This is a genomic window from Bradyrhizobium sp. Rc3b (assembly GCF_900114915.1).
In the GTDB taxonomy this organism is placed as follows: domain Bacteria; phylum Pseudomonadota; class Alphaproteobacteria; order Rhizobiales; family Xanthobacteraceae; genus Bradyrhizobium.
Map to the genome: position 1 here is coordinate 137423 of NZ_FOUS01000008.1, position 17387 is coordinate 154809.

Sequence of the window (17387 nt, forward strand, 5' to 3'; positions counted from 1 at the left end):
AGTCCCGCAGCAACGAAGCTGATCGGACCGTCGGGAAACGAAGCCGGCTCTTAAGGGCCAGCCCAGTTCCTCGCGGGTCGCGCCAATGTCCGTCGATGCCACCCAGGTGGCCGCAGGAGCTTCGTTACCGACCATGAAAATCGATACGCTCGCAGTCGACTTTACCGACGAGCAGAAACGCTATCTCGAAGGTTTTACGACCGGTCTGCAGATCAGCCGGGTCGGTCGCGGTCTCGGCGGCGGAGGCGGCGCCGGCAAGCCGAACGCCGAGCCTGTTGGTCCCGATGCCGTGCACATCAAGGCGCAGGACAAGGTCATCGCGTCGGGCAAGAAGCTCGCCGACCAGGAGAAGTTCAAGCGCGACGAGCATCCCTTCGATGCTTATCCGCGGCTGCGCCAGCAAGCGCTCGACAACACGCCGCCGAGCCCGGCGGACAATTTCCGCTGGCGCTATTACGGCATCTTCTATGTCGCGCCGACGCAGGACTCCTACATGAGCCGCCTGCGGATTCCGAACGGCATCATGAAGCACTGGCAGATGTCGGGCCTTGCCGATCTCGCCGACGAGCTCTGCGGTCCCTACAGCCACGTCACGACGCGCGCCAATCTCCAGCTTCGCGAGATTCCGCCGAAGAATGCCGTGAAGCTGATCGAGGGTATCCAGGACCTCGGCCTGTGTTCGCGCGGCTCCGGCGCCGACAACATCCGCAACGTCACGGGTACGCCGACGGCCGGCATCGATCCGCAGGAGATCATCGACACGCGGCCCTATGCGCGCGAATGGCACTACCACATCCTCAACGATCGCTCGCTCTACGGCTTGCCGCGCAAGTTCAACGTCGCCTTCGACGGCGCCGGCAAGATCGCGGTGCTCGAGGAGACCAACGACATCGCCTTCACGGCGTATGAGGTGAAGGACGGTTTTGGCGTCGAGCCCGGAATCTGGTTCCGCCTCGGCCTCGGCGGCATCACCGGCCACAAGGACTTTGCGAAATATTCCGGCATCATCGTCAAGCCGGAGCAGGCGACGGCCGTCGCCGATGCCATCGTGCGCGTGTTCATCGACCATGGCGACCGCACCAACCGCAACAAGGCGCGGCTGAAATATGTGCTCGACGCCATGGGCCATGACGGCTTTCTCAAGCTTGTCGAGGAACGGCTGAAGACGCCGTTCACGCGTGTGCCGGAAGAGGCGTTCGCGCCTCGGCCCGCGGCGGACCGCATGGCGCATGTCGGCGTGCACAAGCAGAAGCAGGACGGTCTCAACTGGATCGGCGTGTCGCTGCCGCTCGGCAAGCTCAGCTGCGATCAGATGCGCGGTCTCGCTAAGGTCTCGCGCGACCTCGGCGACGGTGAGATCCGCCTGACGGTCTGGCAGAACCTGCTGATATCAGGGGTGCGCGACGAGAACATCGAACTCGCCATCGCTGCCATCAAGCAGATCGGGCTCGCGGTCGAGGTTTCGCACATCCGCGCCGGACTGATCGCCTGCACCGGCAACGCCGGCTGCCGTTTCGCGGCGTCCAACACCAAGCGCAGCGCGGCCGAGATCGGTGATTGGTGCGAGCCGCGCGTCGCCATGGACAAGCCGGTCAACATCCATGTCACTGGCTGCCACCATTCATGCGCACAGCATTACATCAGTGATATCGGCCTGATCGGTGCGCGCGTGCCGGTGAACGAGGACGACACGGTCGAGGGCTATCACCTCTTCACGGGTGGCGGGTTCGGCCCCGACGCCGATGTCGGGCAGGAGGTCTATCACGACCTCAAGGCCGAGGACGCACCGAAGACGGTCGAAGGACTGCTCAAGGCCTATATCGCCCATCGCTCGTCACCCGACGAAACCTTCCTGTCCTTTGCGCGCCGCCATGACGGCGAAACGCTGCGCAAGCTTGCCGATGCACAGGTGTCCGCATGAACCAGATCACGCCTCCGCCGAAACTCGATATCATCCCCGCCAGCGCCCCGTTCTCCGACGCGCAGCGCTCCTGGCTGAACGGCTTCTTTGCCGGGCTGTTGTCGCCTGATGTCGCCGCGCCGCTGTCAGCGGAGCAGGGCGCCGCCGTCATGCAGGGCGCAGCCGGCGACGGTGACGACGGCGAGGCGCCCTGGCACGACCAGACCATGCCGATCGCCGACCGGATGAAGCTTGCGGAGGGCCGTCCCGTCCGCCGCAAGATGATGGCGGCGATGGCGCAGCAGGATTGCGGCCAGTGCGGCTACAATTGCTACGACTATTCGGAGGCGATCGCGGGCCGCAGCGAAGCACGGCTCAACCTCTGTGTTCCCGGCGGCAAGGAAACCGCGCGGATGCTGAAGTCGCTGTACGAGGAGCTGGACAAGGCGCCGGCGGCCAAGGCGGCGGACAAGACGGACGCGGTGACCGCGCCGGCCGTGACCGTGACGATCGCGGAGCCGGGCCGCTCGCGCGACAACCCCGTGACCGCGACCTTCCTCTCGCGCCGTCTGCTCAACAAGGGCAAGTCCGAGAAGGAAACCTATCACGTCGAGTTCGATCTCTCCGAGAGCAAGCTCGACTACGTCGTGGGCGACAGTTTTGGCGTGTTCGCGCGCAACGAGGTCGGCCTCGTCGACCAGATCATCGCGCTGCTCGGCGCCTCCCACACCACCAAGGTCAACGGCAAGACGTTGCGCGAGGTGCTGATCGACGACGTCTCGCTGTCGCCGGCACCCGACACGCTGTTCGAATTGATCTCCTTCATCACCGGCGGCGCGCAGCGCGAGAAGGCGCGGGCGCTGGCGCAGGGCGAGGATCCCGACGGCGATGCCGCCACGCTCGACGTCATGGCGGCGCTGCAGAAGTTTTCGGGTACGCGGCCGCATCCGGAGGCTTTCGTCGAGGCGCTGGAGCCGCTGCAGCCGCGGCTCTACTCGATCTCGTCCTCGCACAATGCGACGCCCGGAAAGCTGTCGCTGACCGTCGATTCCGTGCGCTACGTCGTCGGCAAGCGCAAGCGTCTCGGTGTCGCCTCGACCTTCCTCGGCGAGCGCATCACAGAAGGCGAGAATCTCAAGGTCTATGTGCAGAAGGCGCACGGTTTCGGCCTGCCGCAGGACCCGAAGACGCCCGTGATCATGATCGGTCCCGGCACCGGCATCGCGCCGTTCCGTGCTTTCCTGCTCGATCGCAAGGCGACCGGCGCGCCCGGCAAGAACTGGCTGTTCTTCGGCCATCAGCGCAGCGATTGCGACTTCTTCTACCAGGAGGAGCTCAATGCGATGAAGACCTCGGGTCTGCTGACGCGCATGTCGCTGGCCTGGTCGCGCGACGGCGAGAAGAAGTTCTACGTGCAGGACCGTATGCGCGAGGTCGGCCGCGAGGTGTGGACCTGGCTCGCCGAAGGCGCGCATCTCTACATCTGCGGCGATGCCAAGCGCATGGCCAAGGACGTCGAGCGTGCGCTGGTCGACATCGTCGCCCAGTTCGGGGCGCGTTCGACCGACGAAGCCGTTAGTTTCGTCGCCGAGCTCAAGAAGACCGGCCGCTTCCAGGCTGACGTGTACTAAGGCGATCGTCGGGCTACTGTCATCCGAGCCGGTTCCAACCGGCTCGAATTTGAACGAATAAGATTCTCGGAACCTGCACCTGGAGAGAATTTACGTCTGCGATGCGGCCGCTTCGGAGGAGGCGCATCGCTATTTCCTCCGGCATCTTGCCTCCCGCCCTGGTTGATCCCTCATAATCCTACAAATGGGGCGTTGGAGATCGACCATGCGCGAACTATCGGCGGAAGCCAGGCTGCACTTCTACGCGCGCTCGCTCTCGCGTCGGACCGGGGCGAGCATGCATCATTTCGCGCTCTACAGTGCGTTTGCCGTGATCGCGGCGATCGTGTTCGGCACGTTGTCGATACACCCGTTCTAAAGATCCTGCTCGGTCTCGTAGGGTGGGCAAGCGAAGGTGCCCACCGCCTGTGTCAATCAGACAGAGATCGTGGGCACGGCGCTATGCGCCTTTGCCCACCCTACGGCACCGCGGCACCTGATGTGCCTCACGCCCCGCGCTTGAACGGCGCCACTTCGATCCCTGCATCCTTCAACGCCTGACGCAAGGTCCGCGCGATCTCGACGGCGCCGTGCGTGTCGCCATGAATGCACACCGTGTCGGTGCGCATCTTGATGACCTTGCCCGTCACCGAGACCACCGCGCCGTCCTGCACCATGCGCACCACGCGGTCGGCAATCGCCTTGGCGTCGTGCAGCACCGCGCCGGGCTTCTTGCGCGAGACGAGATTGCCGTCGTCCTCATAGGCGCGGTCGGCGAACACCTCGTGCACCATCGGTAGATTGGCGGCTTCGCCGGCCTTCACCAGCTTGGAATTGGCGAGCACGACGAAGATCAGGCTGGGATCGACCGCCCGGATGCCGGCGGCGATCGCCTTCGCCGTCATGTCGTCCTCGCAGGCGACGTTGGAGAGCGCGCCATGCGCCTTCACATGCGTGACCTTGTGGCCGGCCGCGGTCGCAATCGCCTGCAATGCGCCGATCTGGTAGGCGACGAGGTTCTCGATCTCGGACGCCTTCAGGCCAGCGATCGGATGGCGGCCGAAACCGTGCAGGTCGCGATATCCCGGATGGGCGCCGACCGAGACGCCGCGCGCCTTCGCCAGTTCCACCGTCCGGCGCATGATGTCGGGGTCGCCGGCATGGAAGCCGCAGGCGACGTTGACCGAGCTTGCGAGCTCGATCATCGCGGGATCGTTGCCCATCTCCCACGCGCCAAAACCTTCGCCGAGGTCGCAATTGAGATCGATTGTCTTCATGGGTTGCCTCTCTGCCTCTGGTCGTCGTGTCGTTTATGGCTCCGCCGTCACCTGCCAGGTCCCGGCATCCACGGCGCTCACAGCATAGCCCGCGACGTTGGCATCGCTGAGCGCCTCGATGTTGAGCGCGACGGTGTCGGCAGAGCGCAGGCGATCGGGCAGGTTGCGGATCAGTTGCGCAAATTTCCTCGCCTCGTCCTGCGCCTCGGCCATGCGCACAGCCCTGAAGCGGAACGCGGTTCCGGCCGAGGTCTGGGCGAGGCGGCCGACGTCGGCGGTGATGACCGTTGCGATCTTCGGATAGCCGCCGGAGGTGCCGCGGTCCATCATCAGCGCGATCGGCGAGCCGTTGCCGGGCACCTGGATGCTGCCGTTGACCGTGCCGTCGGAGACGATGTTATGGCCGTGCAGATGCTTGATCGCGGGTCCTTCGAGCCGGTAGCCCATGCGGTCGGAGGTCGCCGAGATCTTCCACTCGCTGTCCAGGAACAGCGCCTTGTTGGCGTCGTCGAACTCGTCGTCCTGCGGCCCCAGCACTACGCGGATCGGACCGCTCACGGGGTTTGGCAGCTCGATCCGCAATTCCGGGGCGCCGCTCGCGGCATCGACCGAAAATTCATCACCGGCCTGGAGCGGGCGCGGGTAGGGGCTGCCGAGGCCCGCGCGGGCATTCACGGCGAGACTGCCGAACACCATCTCGCCTTTGATGGCGCCTTCGATGGCGAGATAGGTGAACGCACCGCCGCGGGCAAAGCCCAGCGTCAGCGTCTCGCCGTCCTTCAGCGTCACCGATGTGTCCATCGCGACCGGGTTCCCGGCGACGTCCGCATTGCGCGGCGCGCCTGAAATTGCAACACGGACGGCGCCATCGCGCGCGGTGAAGGCGGCGCCGAACGGGCCGATCTCTACAGTGGCCGCGAACGGCTCGTTGCCGACCAGCGTGTTCGCCGCAGCCAGCGACAGGCGGTCCATGGCGCCGCTGACCGTCAGACCATAGCGCTGTGCGCCGTGGCGTCCGCCGTCCTGCACGGAGCTAGCCGGGCCGATGCTGGCGACGACGAGCCGGCTCATGCGTCCACCTGCTCGGCGACGATCTCGCCGGCTTCCGCAGCGCGGTCCAGCTCCTCGAAGGTCTTGTGATCGATGGAGAAGAACGTCACGCGGTCACCGGGTTCGGTGAGGAAGGTTGGATCGCGGTGGAGCTGATAGGTTCTGACCGGCGTGCGGCCGAGCAGATGCCAGCCGCTCGGGGCGGCGAGGCACTGGATCCCGGCCTGGACGCCACCGATCGAGATCGTGCCGGCGGGCGTCAGCAGCCGAGGATTTTGCCGGCGCGACATGTGCAGCGATTTGTCGAGGCCGCTCAGATAGGACCAGCCCGGCGTGAATCCGATCATGGCGACCTTGTAGTCGCCGCCCGCATGCCGGGCGACGATGTCGTCGGGCGTGGTGCTCAGCGCCTTGGCGACATCCTCGAGGTCGATGCCATGCTCGCCGCCATAGGCGACGGGAACGCGCCAGCGCCGCGCCTTGGTCACCGGCGGCGGCGGCTGGATGGCAATCGGCAGCAGCTTGTCGCCGAGCGCATCGAAACCGATCTTGCCGGGATCGTAGTGCACCAGCAGCGAGCGATAGGTCGGCACAGTCTCGGTGATGCCATCGATCGGGCTTGCTGCGAGCGCCTTGTCCAGCGCCAGCACGCGTTGGTTGGCATCGTCGTCGATGGTGCGGCTGAACTCGACCGTGACGGCGCTGTCGCCACTGGGCAGAAGGCGGGGCGGGGGGAGCGTCGCGGCCATTGAGCTGTCGAAGAGCTGTCGAAATCGGGCTTTTGCGGGAGCGGGCTCGACCTTGAGTTCCGCCTCACCCCTGCTTCGCGTAAATGCGCCCGCAAGTCCAATAAATTAATGCAGGAGGCCACGATAAGGCTTTGTTATCGCGTCGCATAACAGCCCACCGGCCCTGCATTATTGATAGCCTCTTGGCCCTTGACGCAAAGCGCCCGGCTCGCAAGATGCGCTCGTTCTTTCCCGCCCATCCGGAGCTCGTCTGTTTCCATGTCGCTGTCCCCCGAAGCCCGCAAGATCCTCGCCGGCATCACCACTGCCACCATCACCACGGTCCTGCTGAAAAAGGGCCTGCGCAATGTGTGGATGCGGGGCGCGCGGCCGCTGCGCCCCGGCCTGCCGCGTCTGGTGGGGCCGGCCTTCACGCTGCGCTTCGTGCCGGCGCGCGAGGATCTGGCGACGCCGGAATCCTGGTCGTCGCCGATCTCGACCCGCACCGCGATCGAGGCGATGCCGGAGGGCTGCATCGCCGTGGTCGATGCCATGGGGATCACCGATGCCGGCATCTTCGGCGACATCCTCTGCGCCCGCATGATGAAGCGCGGTGTCACCGCGCTCGTCACCGACGGCGTCGTGCGTGACGTCGAGGGCGTGCTCGGCACCAACCTGCCGGTGTGGTGCGACGGCTATGCCGCGCCGCCTTCGGTCGCCGGCCTGACCTTCGTCGGCTGGGGCGAGCCGATCGGCTGCGGCGGGGTTGCCGTTTTTCCGAACGACATCGTGGTCGCCGACCAGGACGGCTGCGTGCTGATCCCGCAGGCGATGCTCGAGCACGTGCTCAACGAGGGCGTCGAGCAGGAGCGGATGGAGGCCTGGATCGTCAACGAGGTGAACAACGGCGCGGTGCTGCCCGGCCTCTACCCCATGAACGCGGAAACCAAGGCGCGCTACGCCGCCAGCAAGAAGTAACGAAGCGAGGACCCCATGGAGATCACTGTTGCCGGCACGCGGCTGACCCGCCGCGCGCCCAAGGAAAACTTCACCGGTACCGTGTGGCAAGACCCCATCATCATGGCGCCCGCGCCGGCACGGCTGAACTGCTCGCGCGTCGCCTTCGAGCCCGGCGCGCGCACCAATTGGCATCACCATCCGCTCGGGCAGACGCTCTACGTCATCTCCGGCGTCGGCCGCGTCCAGACCAAGGGCGGTCCTGTCAGGGAGATCCGCCCCGGCGACACCGTCTGGATCCCGCCGGGTGAATTGCACTGGCACGGCGCTTCGCCGACCAACGGCATGTGCCACATCGCCATGCAGGAGGCGCTCGACGGGACCTACTCGACCTGGCTGGAGCCGGTCACAGACGCGGAGTACGGCGCGGCGCTGGGCTGAGGCATTTGTGTCCCGGACAAGACGCATCGCCCCAAGGCGATGCGCCGCCGATCCGGGACTCAGAACTGCCGAACGAGCAAGGAAGCTGGGTCTCGGCTCGGCGCAGCAACGCTTCGCGCTGCTGCTTGTCCGGGACACGGCGCCTACATCCGTTCCGCCGTCCAGGTGCCCGTGCACAGCGCGCCGCGCCAGGTGCCGGACCCCGAGGTGCCGCTGAGCCGGCCGAAGCCGACGGCGCGCTTGATGCCGGTGCTCAAGGTGACATTGATGCTGCCGGCATCCGCCACGCGGCCCGATGCCGTCACCGCGGCGCTGGTCGATGCGATCTGCCCATTGTTGATACCGATCGCGACGGTGGCGCCGTTGCCGCAGGTCTCGCTCGAGGACGAGATCCGCACGTTCCAGGCGCCGTCGAAGCTGGTCGATGCTGCATTTGCCTGTCCGCAGAGCAGGGCGGCGGCCCAGATCGCGGCGAAGATACCCTTGCAAAGATGTCGCATGACACGCCCCATTGGCTGAACCTGCGGGGCATCGTGTCACGACATGGGGCGGACCGATGTGAGGGGTGTCACGGATGCGGTCGGACGGTCCAACGCGAACGTGTCCGAGCGCCGCCGCATCAGCCGGGCAGAGCCGTGAAAGCTGGCGTTCGTAGCATCACCTTGTTTTCGCGGTGCGATCGATCACGCGCGCCAGCGAGACGGCGGAGTTTGTATCGACCAGCGGGGCCTTGCCGACTGTCTTTCGCAATGCGAACGCCTCGGACGCAAAGAGCTTGTCCGGATCATCAGGGGCGTCCTTGATGCCGGTGAGCAGGCGGATCTGCATGCCCTTCAGGAGCTCCGTCACGGCCGGTTTGGCGATTGTCTTGTCGTTGGGGTCGGCCAGGAGTGCCTCTTCCCAGCCGCGGTGAGCATTCTTGGGTGTCACTCGCTCCACAAGCTTATCGTAGCTGGTCTGGTAGGCGCCGATGGCCACGAGGCGATCGTTTTCGGCGAGCTCAGGTGAAGTGATCACCTCGGAGCGCAGAGTCAGCATCTGCTCGTCTGCATGCTCCAGCTCCCGCTTCATGATGCTGCTTGCAACACCCTGCCAGTGTCGGTGAAATCCGAGCTGCGTGAGAGGGTTGATCGTATCAGGTCCCTCGGGCAGCAGGCTGGCCGTGAACTCTATGGCCAGAAGGCAATAGTCCAGGCCAGACACGCGCTGGCCGTCCAGCAGCAATTTGTCGTCCGTCACCACCAGTCGCTTGGCAACCGCTTCGTCCAGGTCGGGGCCGGCAACCAGGAGATAGCCGCTGCGGCCGAGCGCATTGCCGTCGGCATAGGAGAACATGGGCGTGACGATGTTGAGTCCGAACAGGCCCGCGACCCGGTCGTAGATCTTTTCAGCCACGCGCAACCCGTCGGAAACGCCCGGCGCGAGCCCGGTCTGTGTGGTCAGGTCGGCCGCCAGTTGCAGGACCTGTTGCGCGACGTCGTGAAACGGAAGGCGGAACAGCCCGACGAACAGGGACAAATTGTCCTGCTTCATGGGCGCGCGCCTGACGGCGTAGATATTCTTGAAGTCGACATACCCCGGAGCGGCACCGGCGGCCTTCAGCTGAGCTGCGATCTCGTCGTTGCTCAGGATCGTGGGTCGGCGCTGACGTCCGTCGCCGAAGCTGAACTCGGTGAGCACGACGCCGAGCGGAAGGAACGAGCTGAAAAACTTGCCGCCCTCTCGCAAGCCCATTTCGACCATGCGCACGCCGAAATAGCTCGCTTCGGGCAGGAAGGTCTGTCCCGCGGTCATCGCGTTGCCACCGCTCGACGCGACGTAACCGACATAGGGGCGCCGCAACTCGCGGCTCGCCCAGTGCTCCACGACGTTCTTGAGTGTGGCCCAGACTGTCATGACATCCTTCCACTCCAAGCAGCTCAGTCGTTGCTCACTGGCAGCGAGCTGCCCAATCGGTCGACTGCGCCAGCAAGATCGGTGAGAGCCAGATCGGACTTTCTTCGTCGTAGTTCAGGCTTTCCCACGATGCGCGACAGGCTTTACGGAACGCGACGCAAACGGACCGCGTCTTGTGGAGTTCGTCATAGAACTCCCTGGCGAACTGCGGCGCGCGTTCGTCCTCGACATTCCATCGGAAGCCCAAGGCGTAGGGGATTCCGTTCATCACCAGTTGCTGAACGCAGCCCTTCGAGATGCCACGGCAGGCCGAGAGGTAGACCAGTGTCGTCGTTGAAAGCCCGTCGGATGCCGCCACCCTGTCGAGCTTCAGGCCGACCGCTTGCTGCGGTTGCAGTCCGGGAAGGACGAGGGTTGCGGTTTTCTGGCCATCGCTCCAGGCGTGACCGGCGTAGTGGAGAATGGTCGGCCGGAATGCGTCGAGCTGCTTCAGCAGATAGGGGGCGGCCTCGCCCGGAGGGGCGTCCGACAAGTTGACGACCTTCAAATCGAAACAGCCCGCGGCACCCAGCTCTGTCACGTGCTTCAGTTCGGTATCGATATTGCCAAGCTTGTCGAATTTCTTGCCATCGCAGATCGCGCTGTCGAGCTTCAGATCGGGATGTTCGCCGATCTGAGAACGAACGAACATCAATTTTGCGCCCGGTTTGATCCGCGCCCGCTCACTGGCCCTTCCGCGGACAAAGGATGGAATGCGCCGGACGATCGGCGCATAGAGCAGCACGAATGGCCCATTTTCCTCCGAGAGATAACGTACACTCGCCTCGAAGGGCACCGGATAAAAGCCGGCATCGCTGATGACGAACCGAAACGACAGTCCCACCAGCCCGCCCGCGGACTTCTCGATCTGCGAGAACAGATGTTCGCCGATCGCTTTGACAACGAAGCTCTTGAACAAGCGTGTTCCGATGTCCCGCGTTTGGCCGAGCCAGTTGTTCAGCGGCATCTCGTCGCGCGCATAAGTCTGAGCGGCAGATTTGAGGTCATCGAGATCGCTGATGGTGTTCCAGCGAAGCATAGGAGAGCCGTCTTCACCCGTTCCGAGCCGGCATTCCACCTTGGCGCTATGGATTTCGATCTCGATCACGCGGAACGCGCCCGGAATCGCATCCGTCTCATCGGGATGCCCGGTGAGCATCGCAATGAACGGGCGCAAGATCCGATGCCGGTGCAGCTGCAGCGCGTCCATCGGCAGGATCAACGCATTGCCTGCTGCTCGGCACTCTTCCTCCAGGTCCGCGCAGGTTCCGAACGAAGGTGCGATGACCAGCACGGAGGTGTGGGGGTCCTGGGCCAGGACCACGGTGTTGAGCACGTGCTTTGCGCCAAGGGTCGTGCGTGTGTCGAATACGGCGCTGGGGTCAGTCGGCAACCGGGCGTCGAGCACGAGCAATTCAGTCTCATTCGCGATGAGCCACTCGCTGGTCTGGTCCGGGGTCATCAGAGGCTTGTCGTACAAGTCCTCCAGGGCCACTCCGGCCGCGAGCAGATGTCCCCGCAGGGTTTCGAACATGCTTGGTTCGGCGGTGGCTATGGCAATCTTCGCTGTCATACCGGTACCTCCTGCACGCACAATGGCAGGTTGAACTCGAGTCCCGCGCCGTCCAACTCGACCAGAGTGCCGTCGTGCTGCTCGGCAGCCTTGCGTATCGCCTCGATCGCGATGCTAGCCATCTGCCGTGCCCGGTGCTGGCTCTGCTCGATCGGGTCCGCCGCCGACGGTGCCAGAGCGTCGGTAATCGTCGCGGGCAGGCGCATGGACACCGAGAGGCGATGCGGCGGCCGTTCCGCGATCGTCACGGTCAACCTGTCGTTCGGCGTGATGCGCAACAACAGCAGAGAGCTGAGGGCGGAGCGAAATGCAAAGCTCAACCTCTTCGTCCATCCCTTGACCAACACCGGATGACGCATCGCAATCTGGTCGACGAGGTCGATCGCGGCACGATCCTCGACGGGAAGGCCTTCGACCTCGTGATAAAGCACCTCCAATACGTCGAATTGCTCGGGGGCCTCCTGCGGCGTCTGCTGAACGGTCAGACGATCGGACAGACGTTCGAAAGTCAGGTCGGCCCTCAGCAGGTGGTTGGCGGCCTGCTCGAGCAGCTCGGCGCAATTTCTCATGAGCTCTGGTTTGCTCAGGAGCGATGCGGCGCCGCGCAGCAGGCCGTCGGCCATCAACAGTGGGGCGCGGGTCTCGCGTGCAACGGCCGTGACGGTCTCTTCCAGATATCCCCAGTCGCTCTCCCGGCTTTGGTCGGCAAGGCTGGTGAACAGCCAGAGTTGATGACCATAATCGTCATTCAACGGCTCGCGATTTGCGAGAGTCGTCAGCTCGGTGCGCGGTGCGTCGCCGATCGTCAGGTGGATGTGAAGACGGTGCTGGATCCCGCATTCCGACAGTTGCAAGGAATCTTCGCTCCGGGCGCCAAATGACGAGAGCTTCTTGTCACGCGCCTGGCCGAAGATGTTCTCGGCTGCACCATTCATGTGGCAGATCGTCCCAACGGCATCCACGATCACGGCCGCCTGCTCGATTCTATCCATGAGCGCGTGCTCGATCGCTTCGTGCCAGCGAGCTGCAAAGATCTGTTCGCAGTCGGCGGCGAGGCCACTTGCCGCGTCCTGATCAGGCCCCCGGAACGCGTTGAACTCCGATGATTCCATGTCCAGGATCAGTTCGATCTTGCCATTCACGAACAGGGGGACGGTCATGGCGGATCGCTGATCGGGTGCGGTTTTGATGAAGCCGTAGTTCCGCTCGGTATCGCTGATGTCTGGAACAACCAGAATGTTCCGCTCGGTCAAGCAGCTGCCGAGCATGCCGCTGGACAGCTCCTGGGTGTACTCGGCCCTGCGGTCAGGAGCTTTCACGAGCAGGTTTCGGTCGTTCTTGACGTGCTCGGCGACTAGCACGAACTTGCTGCGGCGGCGATCGACCCGGAACACGCCGACATACTCCCAGCCCAGGCATTTCGTGGTGCCTGTGGCCAGCAGCTCAGCGATGGCGCGTGCGCTCGCTGCCTTGTTCAAATCGTCCTTGAGTTTGCGCAAGGCGCGTGCCTGGGCGTGTTCCATGGCGGCGTCTGCGGCCTGCAATATCTCCTCGACGCCGAGATTTTGCAGCGTGCGCAGATCCGAGGCCGTGTATTGGTGCTTGCGGGACAGCAGAGCCAGCGAGCTTCCAAACCGGCCTCCGGCTTTGCGGATCGGCAATACGATCATCGACTCGAATTCGTCGGCGATGATGGCCTTGCTCACCGGATTATCCATTTCCTCCGGATTGAGGCGCTCGACGAACGCGGCCAAATTGTTGTCCCACGTCTTGCCCTGCTCGAGCCAATCGATCACGCCGGGCGGCACCTTGAACCAACGCGTGCTCCACTCCCAGCTGGGTCTTGGAAAGACGGTGACCGCTCGCCAATAATCGCTGAGATCGTTGTAGACCCCGAACGTGCTCATTTCGAACGGGATGACCTTGCCGATGACCTGGAGCGTTGCCTCGATGATCTCTTGCGGATCATCGTGCTCGGCTAGAATCGTCTTGAGCTCACGACGGGCGCGATCTTCGGCAAGAGGAGCAAACAGCACCAACAGCCCTGCCGAGCTGTTCGGTGCTTCCATGTAAGGTGTTCCGCTCACCCTTGCCAGAACGGAACGACCGTCTTTCGGGCGGAGCCTGACGAAGCTCGAGAAGCCCGTTTGTTTGGTGATCCATTCGGCGAACAGGTTCGTCGTTCCCTCGTCCTCGGGTCCGAACACGAGGGAGAGGGACATCTCCTTGAGTTCCGGTTCCGAGAAGCCCAGAACCTGCACCGCGCGCTCGTTTGCGAACCGGATCTTGCCTGTCAAGTCGGTGCGGAGCACGCCATCCTGCAAGGCATCGAGGCGGCTCTGCTCAGCGCTCTGGTCGAGCAGGAGTGCGTAATTGCCCGGCTTTCCATCCTCGTCGCGCAACGGGCCGATCTCGACTCTGACCTGACGAACCGTTTCGTCGGTCTGGATGTCCGCGCGCAAACTCGTGTTGTGATTTGCCCGGAGGGCCATGCACACGTCGGCTGCACGGGATCCAAACAACCCGGGGAAAGCAGCGCCGCGCCTGCCGGGAATGAGCTTGTCGAATGCCGCATTCGAATAGACGATGCGGCCGTCGTTCGCCAGTTCGACGAAGGGAATCTCGCTGTAATGTGCGGCTTCATCGAGCGCGTCATACCGATCCGACAATACGCTCAGCATGGTATTTTGCGATTGCAGGATTTTGCCGACGGTCTGAGCGTCGAAACCGAACTCCGAAACGAGCATCCGCGCTTGCTCGTTGACCAGTGGCTGCAGCGCGGTCGTCAAGCTTGTCTGCCGACTTCGGAGCGCGCCGATCACATGGCGTCGTATGCTTTCCTCCGTCATCAACAAGCCGGGGCCCCAGTCACCTGAGACTAGCGATGGCGTCGCACGGAGTTCCTCCATAACAACCTCGCTCGCTTACGCAACTATCGGCGCCGAAAGAAGATCGGCAAATGACTTTTTCGGTTTACTCAATCTCGGCGAAACGGTGCCGACTGCGCGGTAGACAGGTCGCAAAGGGTCTGGCGATCAATCCAGACTAGAAGCAACTTCGGCGGGCAGAGTATGAAATGGTTCACAATGGGGGCATTTGAATCGAGCGGTCCTACGACACGAGGCCCCGGCTCGCATGGGCGGGGATAGCGACGACTATCCCGGCCAGTCGGATCATAGATTGCAGGTTGTGTGACGAAAACGTCAGCCTACCTGCGCCAGGTTGGCTCACGTGCAATCAGCGCCGCTCAATTCACCCGCGTCCAGGTCTGGCCGCCGCAGAACATGCCGCCGAAGGCGCAGCCCTGCACGCGCAGGCGATCGGTGCCCTTCATCGCGATCGTCGAATCGTAGGTCGAGCCGGAGTTCGGATCGAGGATGCGGCCGGACCATTTCTGGTCCTTGCTGGGCTTCATGTTGATCAGAACCTGCTCGCCATTCTGGTTCGATTTGGAATCAACCGAGTAGCCGCAGAGATTGCTGCCGCATTGCTCGATGCGGACCTTGCCTTCCTTTTCCTCGGTAAGCCAGACGCCGAGCGGCGAGCTGAGGTCGCGTGTGGCCGCGGCTGCCGGAGCCGGCGTGGCTGCGGCCGCCTGGACGGGAGCGGCGGCAGGCGCCGGAGCAGGCGGCGGAGGCGGCGCCGATGGCGCAGTAGCGACGGTCGGAGCGGGCGGTGGCGCCACGGTGGGCGCTGCCTGCTGCTCAGCGGGCGCAGGGGCCGGGGGCGGCGCAGGTGGCGGCAGCACGGCCGTGTCAGCCGGCGCATTGGTGGCGGTCGTGGTCGGCGGAGGCGCCGGCGGTGGTGGCGCAGGAGGCGGCGCCACGGCTGCAGCAGCCGCGGGCGGGGCGGCGGGAGCGGGAGCTGGAGCGGCTGGTGCCTGCGGATCGACCGTGGCCTGCTGCGGCGCCTGCTCGTTCTTCTTGGCCTTCTTGGCCTTGGCCTGGCCGGTGTTGTCGTACACGCCGGGAATCTGCACCGTGCCGCGGTCCGGATCGATCCGGATGGTGCGTCCGCCATATTCGAAAGTGTACTGTGCTTGAGCAGCTGTACTCGCCAACAGGAATGCGGCCGCGGCCAACAGCTTCCTCATTTCCATCTCCTGAGCAGATAGTCCCGGACCGACGCTTACGCCTCGGTTCGATCTTCAAAAGTGATCTAGATCACTGTCCTCGGTATAAGTCGTGCGCGTGCCGACCTTGGTTCAATAACGCCGAACTCTGCCCGGAGTTGGGCAGGGCGGCCCCGCTCGAATTTGGCGCGCCTGAGCGGCGAAGATTCAGCGCGCCGCGTCTACCTCCGCGGACAAGCCGGGCAGGTCCACAGGCCGAGTTCATTTGTCGACTCGTCCTTGCAGGCCGGCCCTGTCGCGGGCGTGAACTTCGTCTTCGCGACCGCACCGTGGACCCCGCCGATCCCGAGCGCGATTGCGATTGCCAATTCCCGTCGCATTGCTAGTCGAACCACGCTGCATAGATCTTCTTGTAGCTGCCGTCTTCCATCGAGATATGCAGCCATTGGTCGACGAAGGCCTTCAGCGCCATGTCGCGCTGGAGCCAATAGGCCTTCTCGGAGAAGTCGAACGGTTTTTCGGGATGCACCGCGCAGAGCACGCCGGCGTGCTGCTTCTGCTGGTAGCGCGTCTCGGAGGCGTCCGTCATCATCAGATCGGCGTTGCCCTTGGCGATCTCGTCGAAGATCACGGTATTGTCGGAGAAGACGGTGATCTCGGCGTCCTTGATGTTGGCACGGGCAAAGCGCTCGTTGGTGCCGCCGGGATTGACGATCACGCGGGTGCCCTTCTTGTCGATATCAGGGAGCGTCTGGTACTTGCCGACGTCGGCGCAGCGCGCGATCGGCGTCTTGCCTTCGCGCATGATCGGCGTCGAGAAGAAGCCCTTCTTCTGCCGGTCGAACGTGACCGATACGCCGCCCATGGCGATGTCGAACTGGTCGGCCTCGAAATCCTTCATCAGCTTCGGCCAGGCGGTCGGAACGAACTCGACCTTGACCCCGAGCGCCTTGCCGAGCGCCTCCGCCATATCGACATCGAAGCCGCTGAATTTTTGCGTCGCCTTGTCCAGATAGGTGAAGGGCTTGTAGTCGCCGGTCATGCCGACGCGCAAGGTGCCGCGCTTGACGATCTCGTCGAGGCGCGAGGGCGCCTGCTGCGCGTGGGCCGAAAGGTTTGCCAGCAACGCCACGGCCGCGGCCGCCAAGATTCGAACAGCCATCCGAACGATCATGTCTTTTCCACCCCTGCGCGAGCTGTCATTGTGCAGCTCTTGAGGGGTGGATTTAGACCAGATGCCAGTCGCTGGCGAGATGGAATTGAAGGGAATCTTGACGTGACGATCTCGATGTACGAGGCCTCTGTCGGCCTCTTCGTCCCGCATTTGCGCAACCTGTCGGGACTGCTCGACAAGGGCGTGGCGTATGCGGAGGCCCGCAAGTTCAATCCGGCCGTTCTGCTCGGTATGCGGCTGGCCCCGAACATGTACGATCTGGCGCAGCAGGTCGGCGAGGCCTGCCGGCATGCCGTGGTCGCCCCGGCCTTGCTGGCGGAGCTCGAGCCGGTGGCGCTGCCGGCGCTAGAGCACGACATGGCCGGACTTCAGGCGCGGATCGCAACCTCGATCGAGTTCATCGAAAGCCTGCCGCGTGCGGAGATCGATGCGGCGGCGGAACGGAATGTCTTCTTCAGGCTGAAGAACGGGACCGAGCTGCCCTTCACCGGGCGAGCGCTGCTGCTGACGTTCAGTGTCCCGCAGTTCTTCTTTCACGTCACGACCGCCTACGACCTGCTGCGCCATGCAGGTGTCGAGCTGGTGAAGAAGGATTATTTGGGAAGGAAGTAGTTGCCGAGGCTAGGTGTGCACCTCTCCCTTCGGGAGAGGTGCACGGAGACCTGGGGTC

Annotated in this window: 15 protein-coding genes; 6 read left to right on the forward strand and 9 right to left on the reverse strand. The window is 64.0% G+C overall.

Annotated features, from left to right (window positions below):
* Nucleotides 1-133 precede the first annotated feature (133 nt).
* The 3 genes from BM190_RS19945 to BM190_RS19955 all read left to right on the forward strand — a co-directional run bounded on the left by BM190_RS19945 (nt 134) and on the right by BM190_RS19955 (nt 3889).
* Complete coding sequence (locus tag BM190_RS19945) at nt 134-1921, forward strand: NirA family protein (RefSeq protein ID WP_177237169.1); 1788 nt, start codon at nt 134-136, stop codon at nt 1919-1921.
* Nucleotides 1918-3531 (forward strand): sulfite reductase subunit alpha, encoded by a 1614-nt coding sequence (locus BM190_RS19950; RefSeq protein ID WP_092258037.1) that lies wholly within the window; start codon nt 1918-1920, stop codon nt 3529-3531. Before BM190_RS19945 ends, BM190_RS19950 begins: the two co-directional genes overlap by 4 nt.
* Nucleotides 3532-3736: 205 nt before the next feature.
* Complete coding sequence (locus tag BM190_RS19955; protein WP_165637618.1) at nt 3737-3889, forward strand: hypothetical protein; 153 nt, start codon at nt 3737-3739, stop codon at nt 3887-3889.
* 127 nt (nt 3890-4016) lie between these two features.
* On the opposite strand, the gene BM190_RS19960 is transcribed toward BM190_RS19955, so the two are convergent.
* Genes BM190_RS19960 through pxpB form a run of 3 tightly spaced genes read right to left on the reverse strand, consistent with a single transcriptional unit; the run spans nt 4017 to nt 6586 of the window.
* A complete protein-coding gene (locus tag BM190_RS19960) occupies nt 4017-4787 on the reverse strand; it encodes a LamB/YcsF family protein (protein WP_018317990.1) in 771 nt (256 codons plus the stop codon).
* Between the two features lie 33 nt (nt 4788-4820).
* Nucleotides 4821-5858, reverse strand: a complete 1038-nt coding sequence (locus BM190_RS19965) for a 5-oxoprolinase subunit C family protein (protein ID WP_092258039.1) — start codon at nt 5856-5858, stop codon at nt 4821-4823.
* Nucleotides 5855-6586: a 5-oxoprolinase subunit PxpB gene (pxpB, locus tag BM190_RS19970; protein WP_092258043.1), complete on the reverse strand. Its 732-nt coding sequence runs from the start codon at nt 6584-6586 to the stop codon at nt 5855-5857. Before pxpB ends, BM190_RS19965 begins: the two co-directional genes overlap by 4 nt.
* Before the next feature lie 258 nt (nt 6587-6844).
* On the opposite strand from pxpB, the gene BM190_RS19975 reads away from it, so the two are divergent.
* Nucleotides 6845-7543, forward strand: a complete 699-nt coding sequence (locus BM190_RS19975) for a ribonuclease activity regulator RraA (RefSeq protein WP_018317993.1) — start codon at nt 6845-6847, stop codon at nt 7541-7543.
* 15 nt (nt 7544-7558) lie between these two features.
* Nucleotides 7559-7963, forward strand: a complete 405-nt coding sequence (locus BM190_RS19980; protein WP_018317994.1) for a (R)-mandelonitrile lyase — start codon at nt 7559-7561, stop codon at nt 7961-7963.
* Nucleotides 7964-8106: 143 nt separating this feature from the next.
* Here BM190_RS19980 and BM190_RS19985 read toward each other — a convergent pair whose 3' ends face one another.
* The 6 genes from BM190_RS19985 to BM190_RS20010 all read right to left on the reverse strand — a co-directional run bounded on the left by BM190_RS19985 (nt 8107) and on the right by BM190_RS20010 (nt 16705).
* A complete protein-coding gene (locus tag BM190_RS19985; protein WP_092258046.1) occupies nt 8107-8463 on the reverse strand; it encodes a hypothetical protein in 357 nt (118 codons plus the stop codon).
* A 157-nt stretch (nt 8464-8620) separates the two neighbouring features.
* Entirely contained in the window at nt 8621-9859 is a 1239-nt protein-coding gene (locus BM190_RS19990; protein WP_143109062.1) for a hypothetical protein, read from the reverse strand.
* 34 nt (nt 9860-9893) lie between these two features.
* A complete protein-coding gene (locus BM190_RS19995) occupies nt 9894-11471 on the reverse strand; it encodes a CHAT domain-containing protein (protein ID WP_092258052.1) in 1578 nt (525 codons plus the stop codon).
* Nucleotides 11468-14260: a PAS domain-containing protein gene (locus BM190_RS20000; RefSeq protein ID WP_177237170.1), complete on the reverse strand. Its 2793-nt coding sequence runs from the start codon at nt 14258-14260 to the stop codon at nt 11468-11470. The genes BM190_RS19995 and BM190_RS20000 overlap by 4 nt, the downstream gene beginning before the upstream one ends.
* A 458-nt stretch (nt 14261-14718) precedes the next feature.
* Complete coding sequence (locus BM190_RS20005; RefSeq protein ID WP_177237171.1) at nt 14719-15564, reverse strand: DUF2147 domain-containing protein; 846 nt, start codon at nt 15562-15564, stop codon at nt 14719-14721.
* Between the two features lie 361 nt (nt 15565-15925).
* Entirely contained in the window at nt 15926-16705 is a 780-nt protein-coding gene (locus tag BM190_RS20010) for a transporter substrate-binding domain-containing protein (protein WP_092258061.1), read from the reverse strand.
* A 126-nt stretch (nt 16706-16831) separates the two neighbouring features.
* On the opposite strand from BM190_RS20010, the gene BM190_RS20015 reads away from it, so the two are divergent.
* Nucleotides 16832-17329 carry a DUF1993 domain-containing protein gene (locus BM190_RS20015; RefSeq protein ID WP_177237202.1) on the forward strand — a complete coding sequence of 166 codons (498 nt, stop codon included), beginning with the start codon at nt 16832-16834 and terminating at the stop codon, nt 17327-17329.
* The last annotated feature ends 58 nt before the right edge of the window (nt 17330-17387 follow it).

Bases quoted from the DNA above. Each gene is read 5' to 3' on its own strand.
- BM190_RS20015 (WP_177237202.1), top strand. From the start codon at position 16,832: ATGTACGAGGCCTCTGTCGGCCTCTTCGTCCCGCATTTGCGCAACCTG.
- pxpB (WP_092258043.1), bottom strand. From the start codon at position 6,586: ATGGCCGCGACGCTCCCCCCGCCCCGCCTTCTGCCCAGTGGCGACAGC.
- BM190_RS19975 (WP_018317993.1), top strand. From the start codon at position 6,845: ATGTCGCTGTCCCCCGAAGCCCGCAAGATCCTCGCCGGCATCACCACT.
- BM190_RS19955 (WP_165637618.1), top strand. From the start codon at position 3,737: ATGCGCGAACTATCGGCGGAAGCCAGGCTGCACTTCTACGCGCGCTCG.
- BM190_RS19990 (WP_143109062.1), bottom strand. From the start codon at position 9,859: ATGACAGTCTGGGCCACACTCAAGAACGTCGTGGAGCACTGGGCGAGC.
- BM190_RS19980 (WP_018317994.1), top strand. From the start codon at position 7,559: ATGGAGATCACTGTTGCCGGCACGCGGCTGACCCGCCGCGCGCCCAAG.
- BM190_RS19945 (WP_177237169.1), top strand. From the start codon at position 134: ATGAAAATCGATACGCTCGCAGTCGACTTTACCGACGAGCAGAAACGC.
- BM190_RS19950 (WP_092258037.1), top strand. From the start codon at position 1,918: ATGAACCAGATCACGCCTCCGCCGAAACTCGATATCATCCCCGCCAGC.
- BM190_RS19995 (WP_092258052.1), bottom strand. From the start codon at position 11,471: ATGACAGCGAAGATTGCCATAGCCACCGCCGAACCAAGCATGTTCGAA.
- BM190_RS20010 (WP_092258061.1), bottom strand. From the start codon at position 16,705: ATGGCTGTTCGAATCTTGGCGGCCGCGGCCGTGGCGTTGCTGGCAAAC.
- BM190_RS19965 (WP_092258039.1), bottom strand. From the start codon at position 5,858: ATGAGCCGGCTCGTCGTCGCCAGCATCGGCCCGGCTAGCTCCGTGCAG.
- BM190_RS19985 (WP_092258046.1), bottom strand. From the start codon at position 8,463: ATGCGACATCTTTGCAAGGGTATCTTCGCCGCGATCTGGGCCGCCGCC.
- BM190_RS19960 (WP_018317990.1), bottom strand. From the start codon at position 4,787: ATGAAGACAATCGATCTCAATTGCGACCTCGGCGAAGGTTTTGGCGCG.
- BM190_RS20005 (WP_177237171.1), bottom strand. From the start codon at position 15,564: ATGAGGAAGCTGTTGGCCGCGGCCGCATTCCTGTTGGCGAGTACAGCT.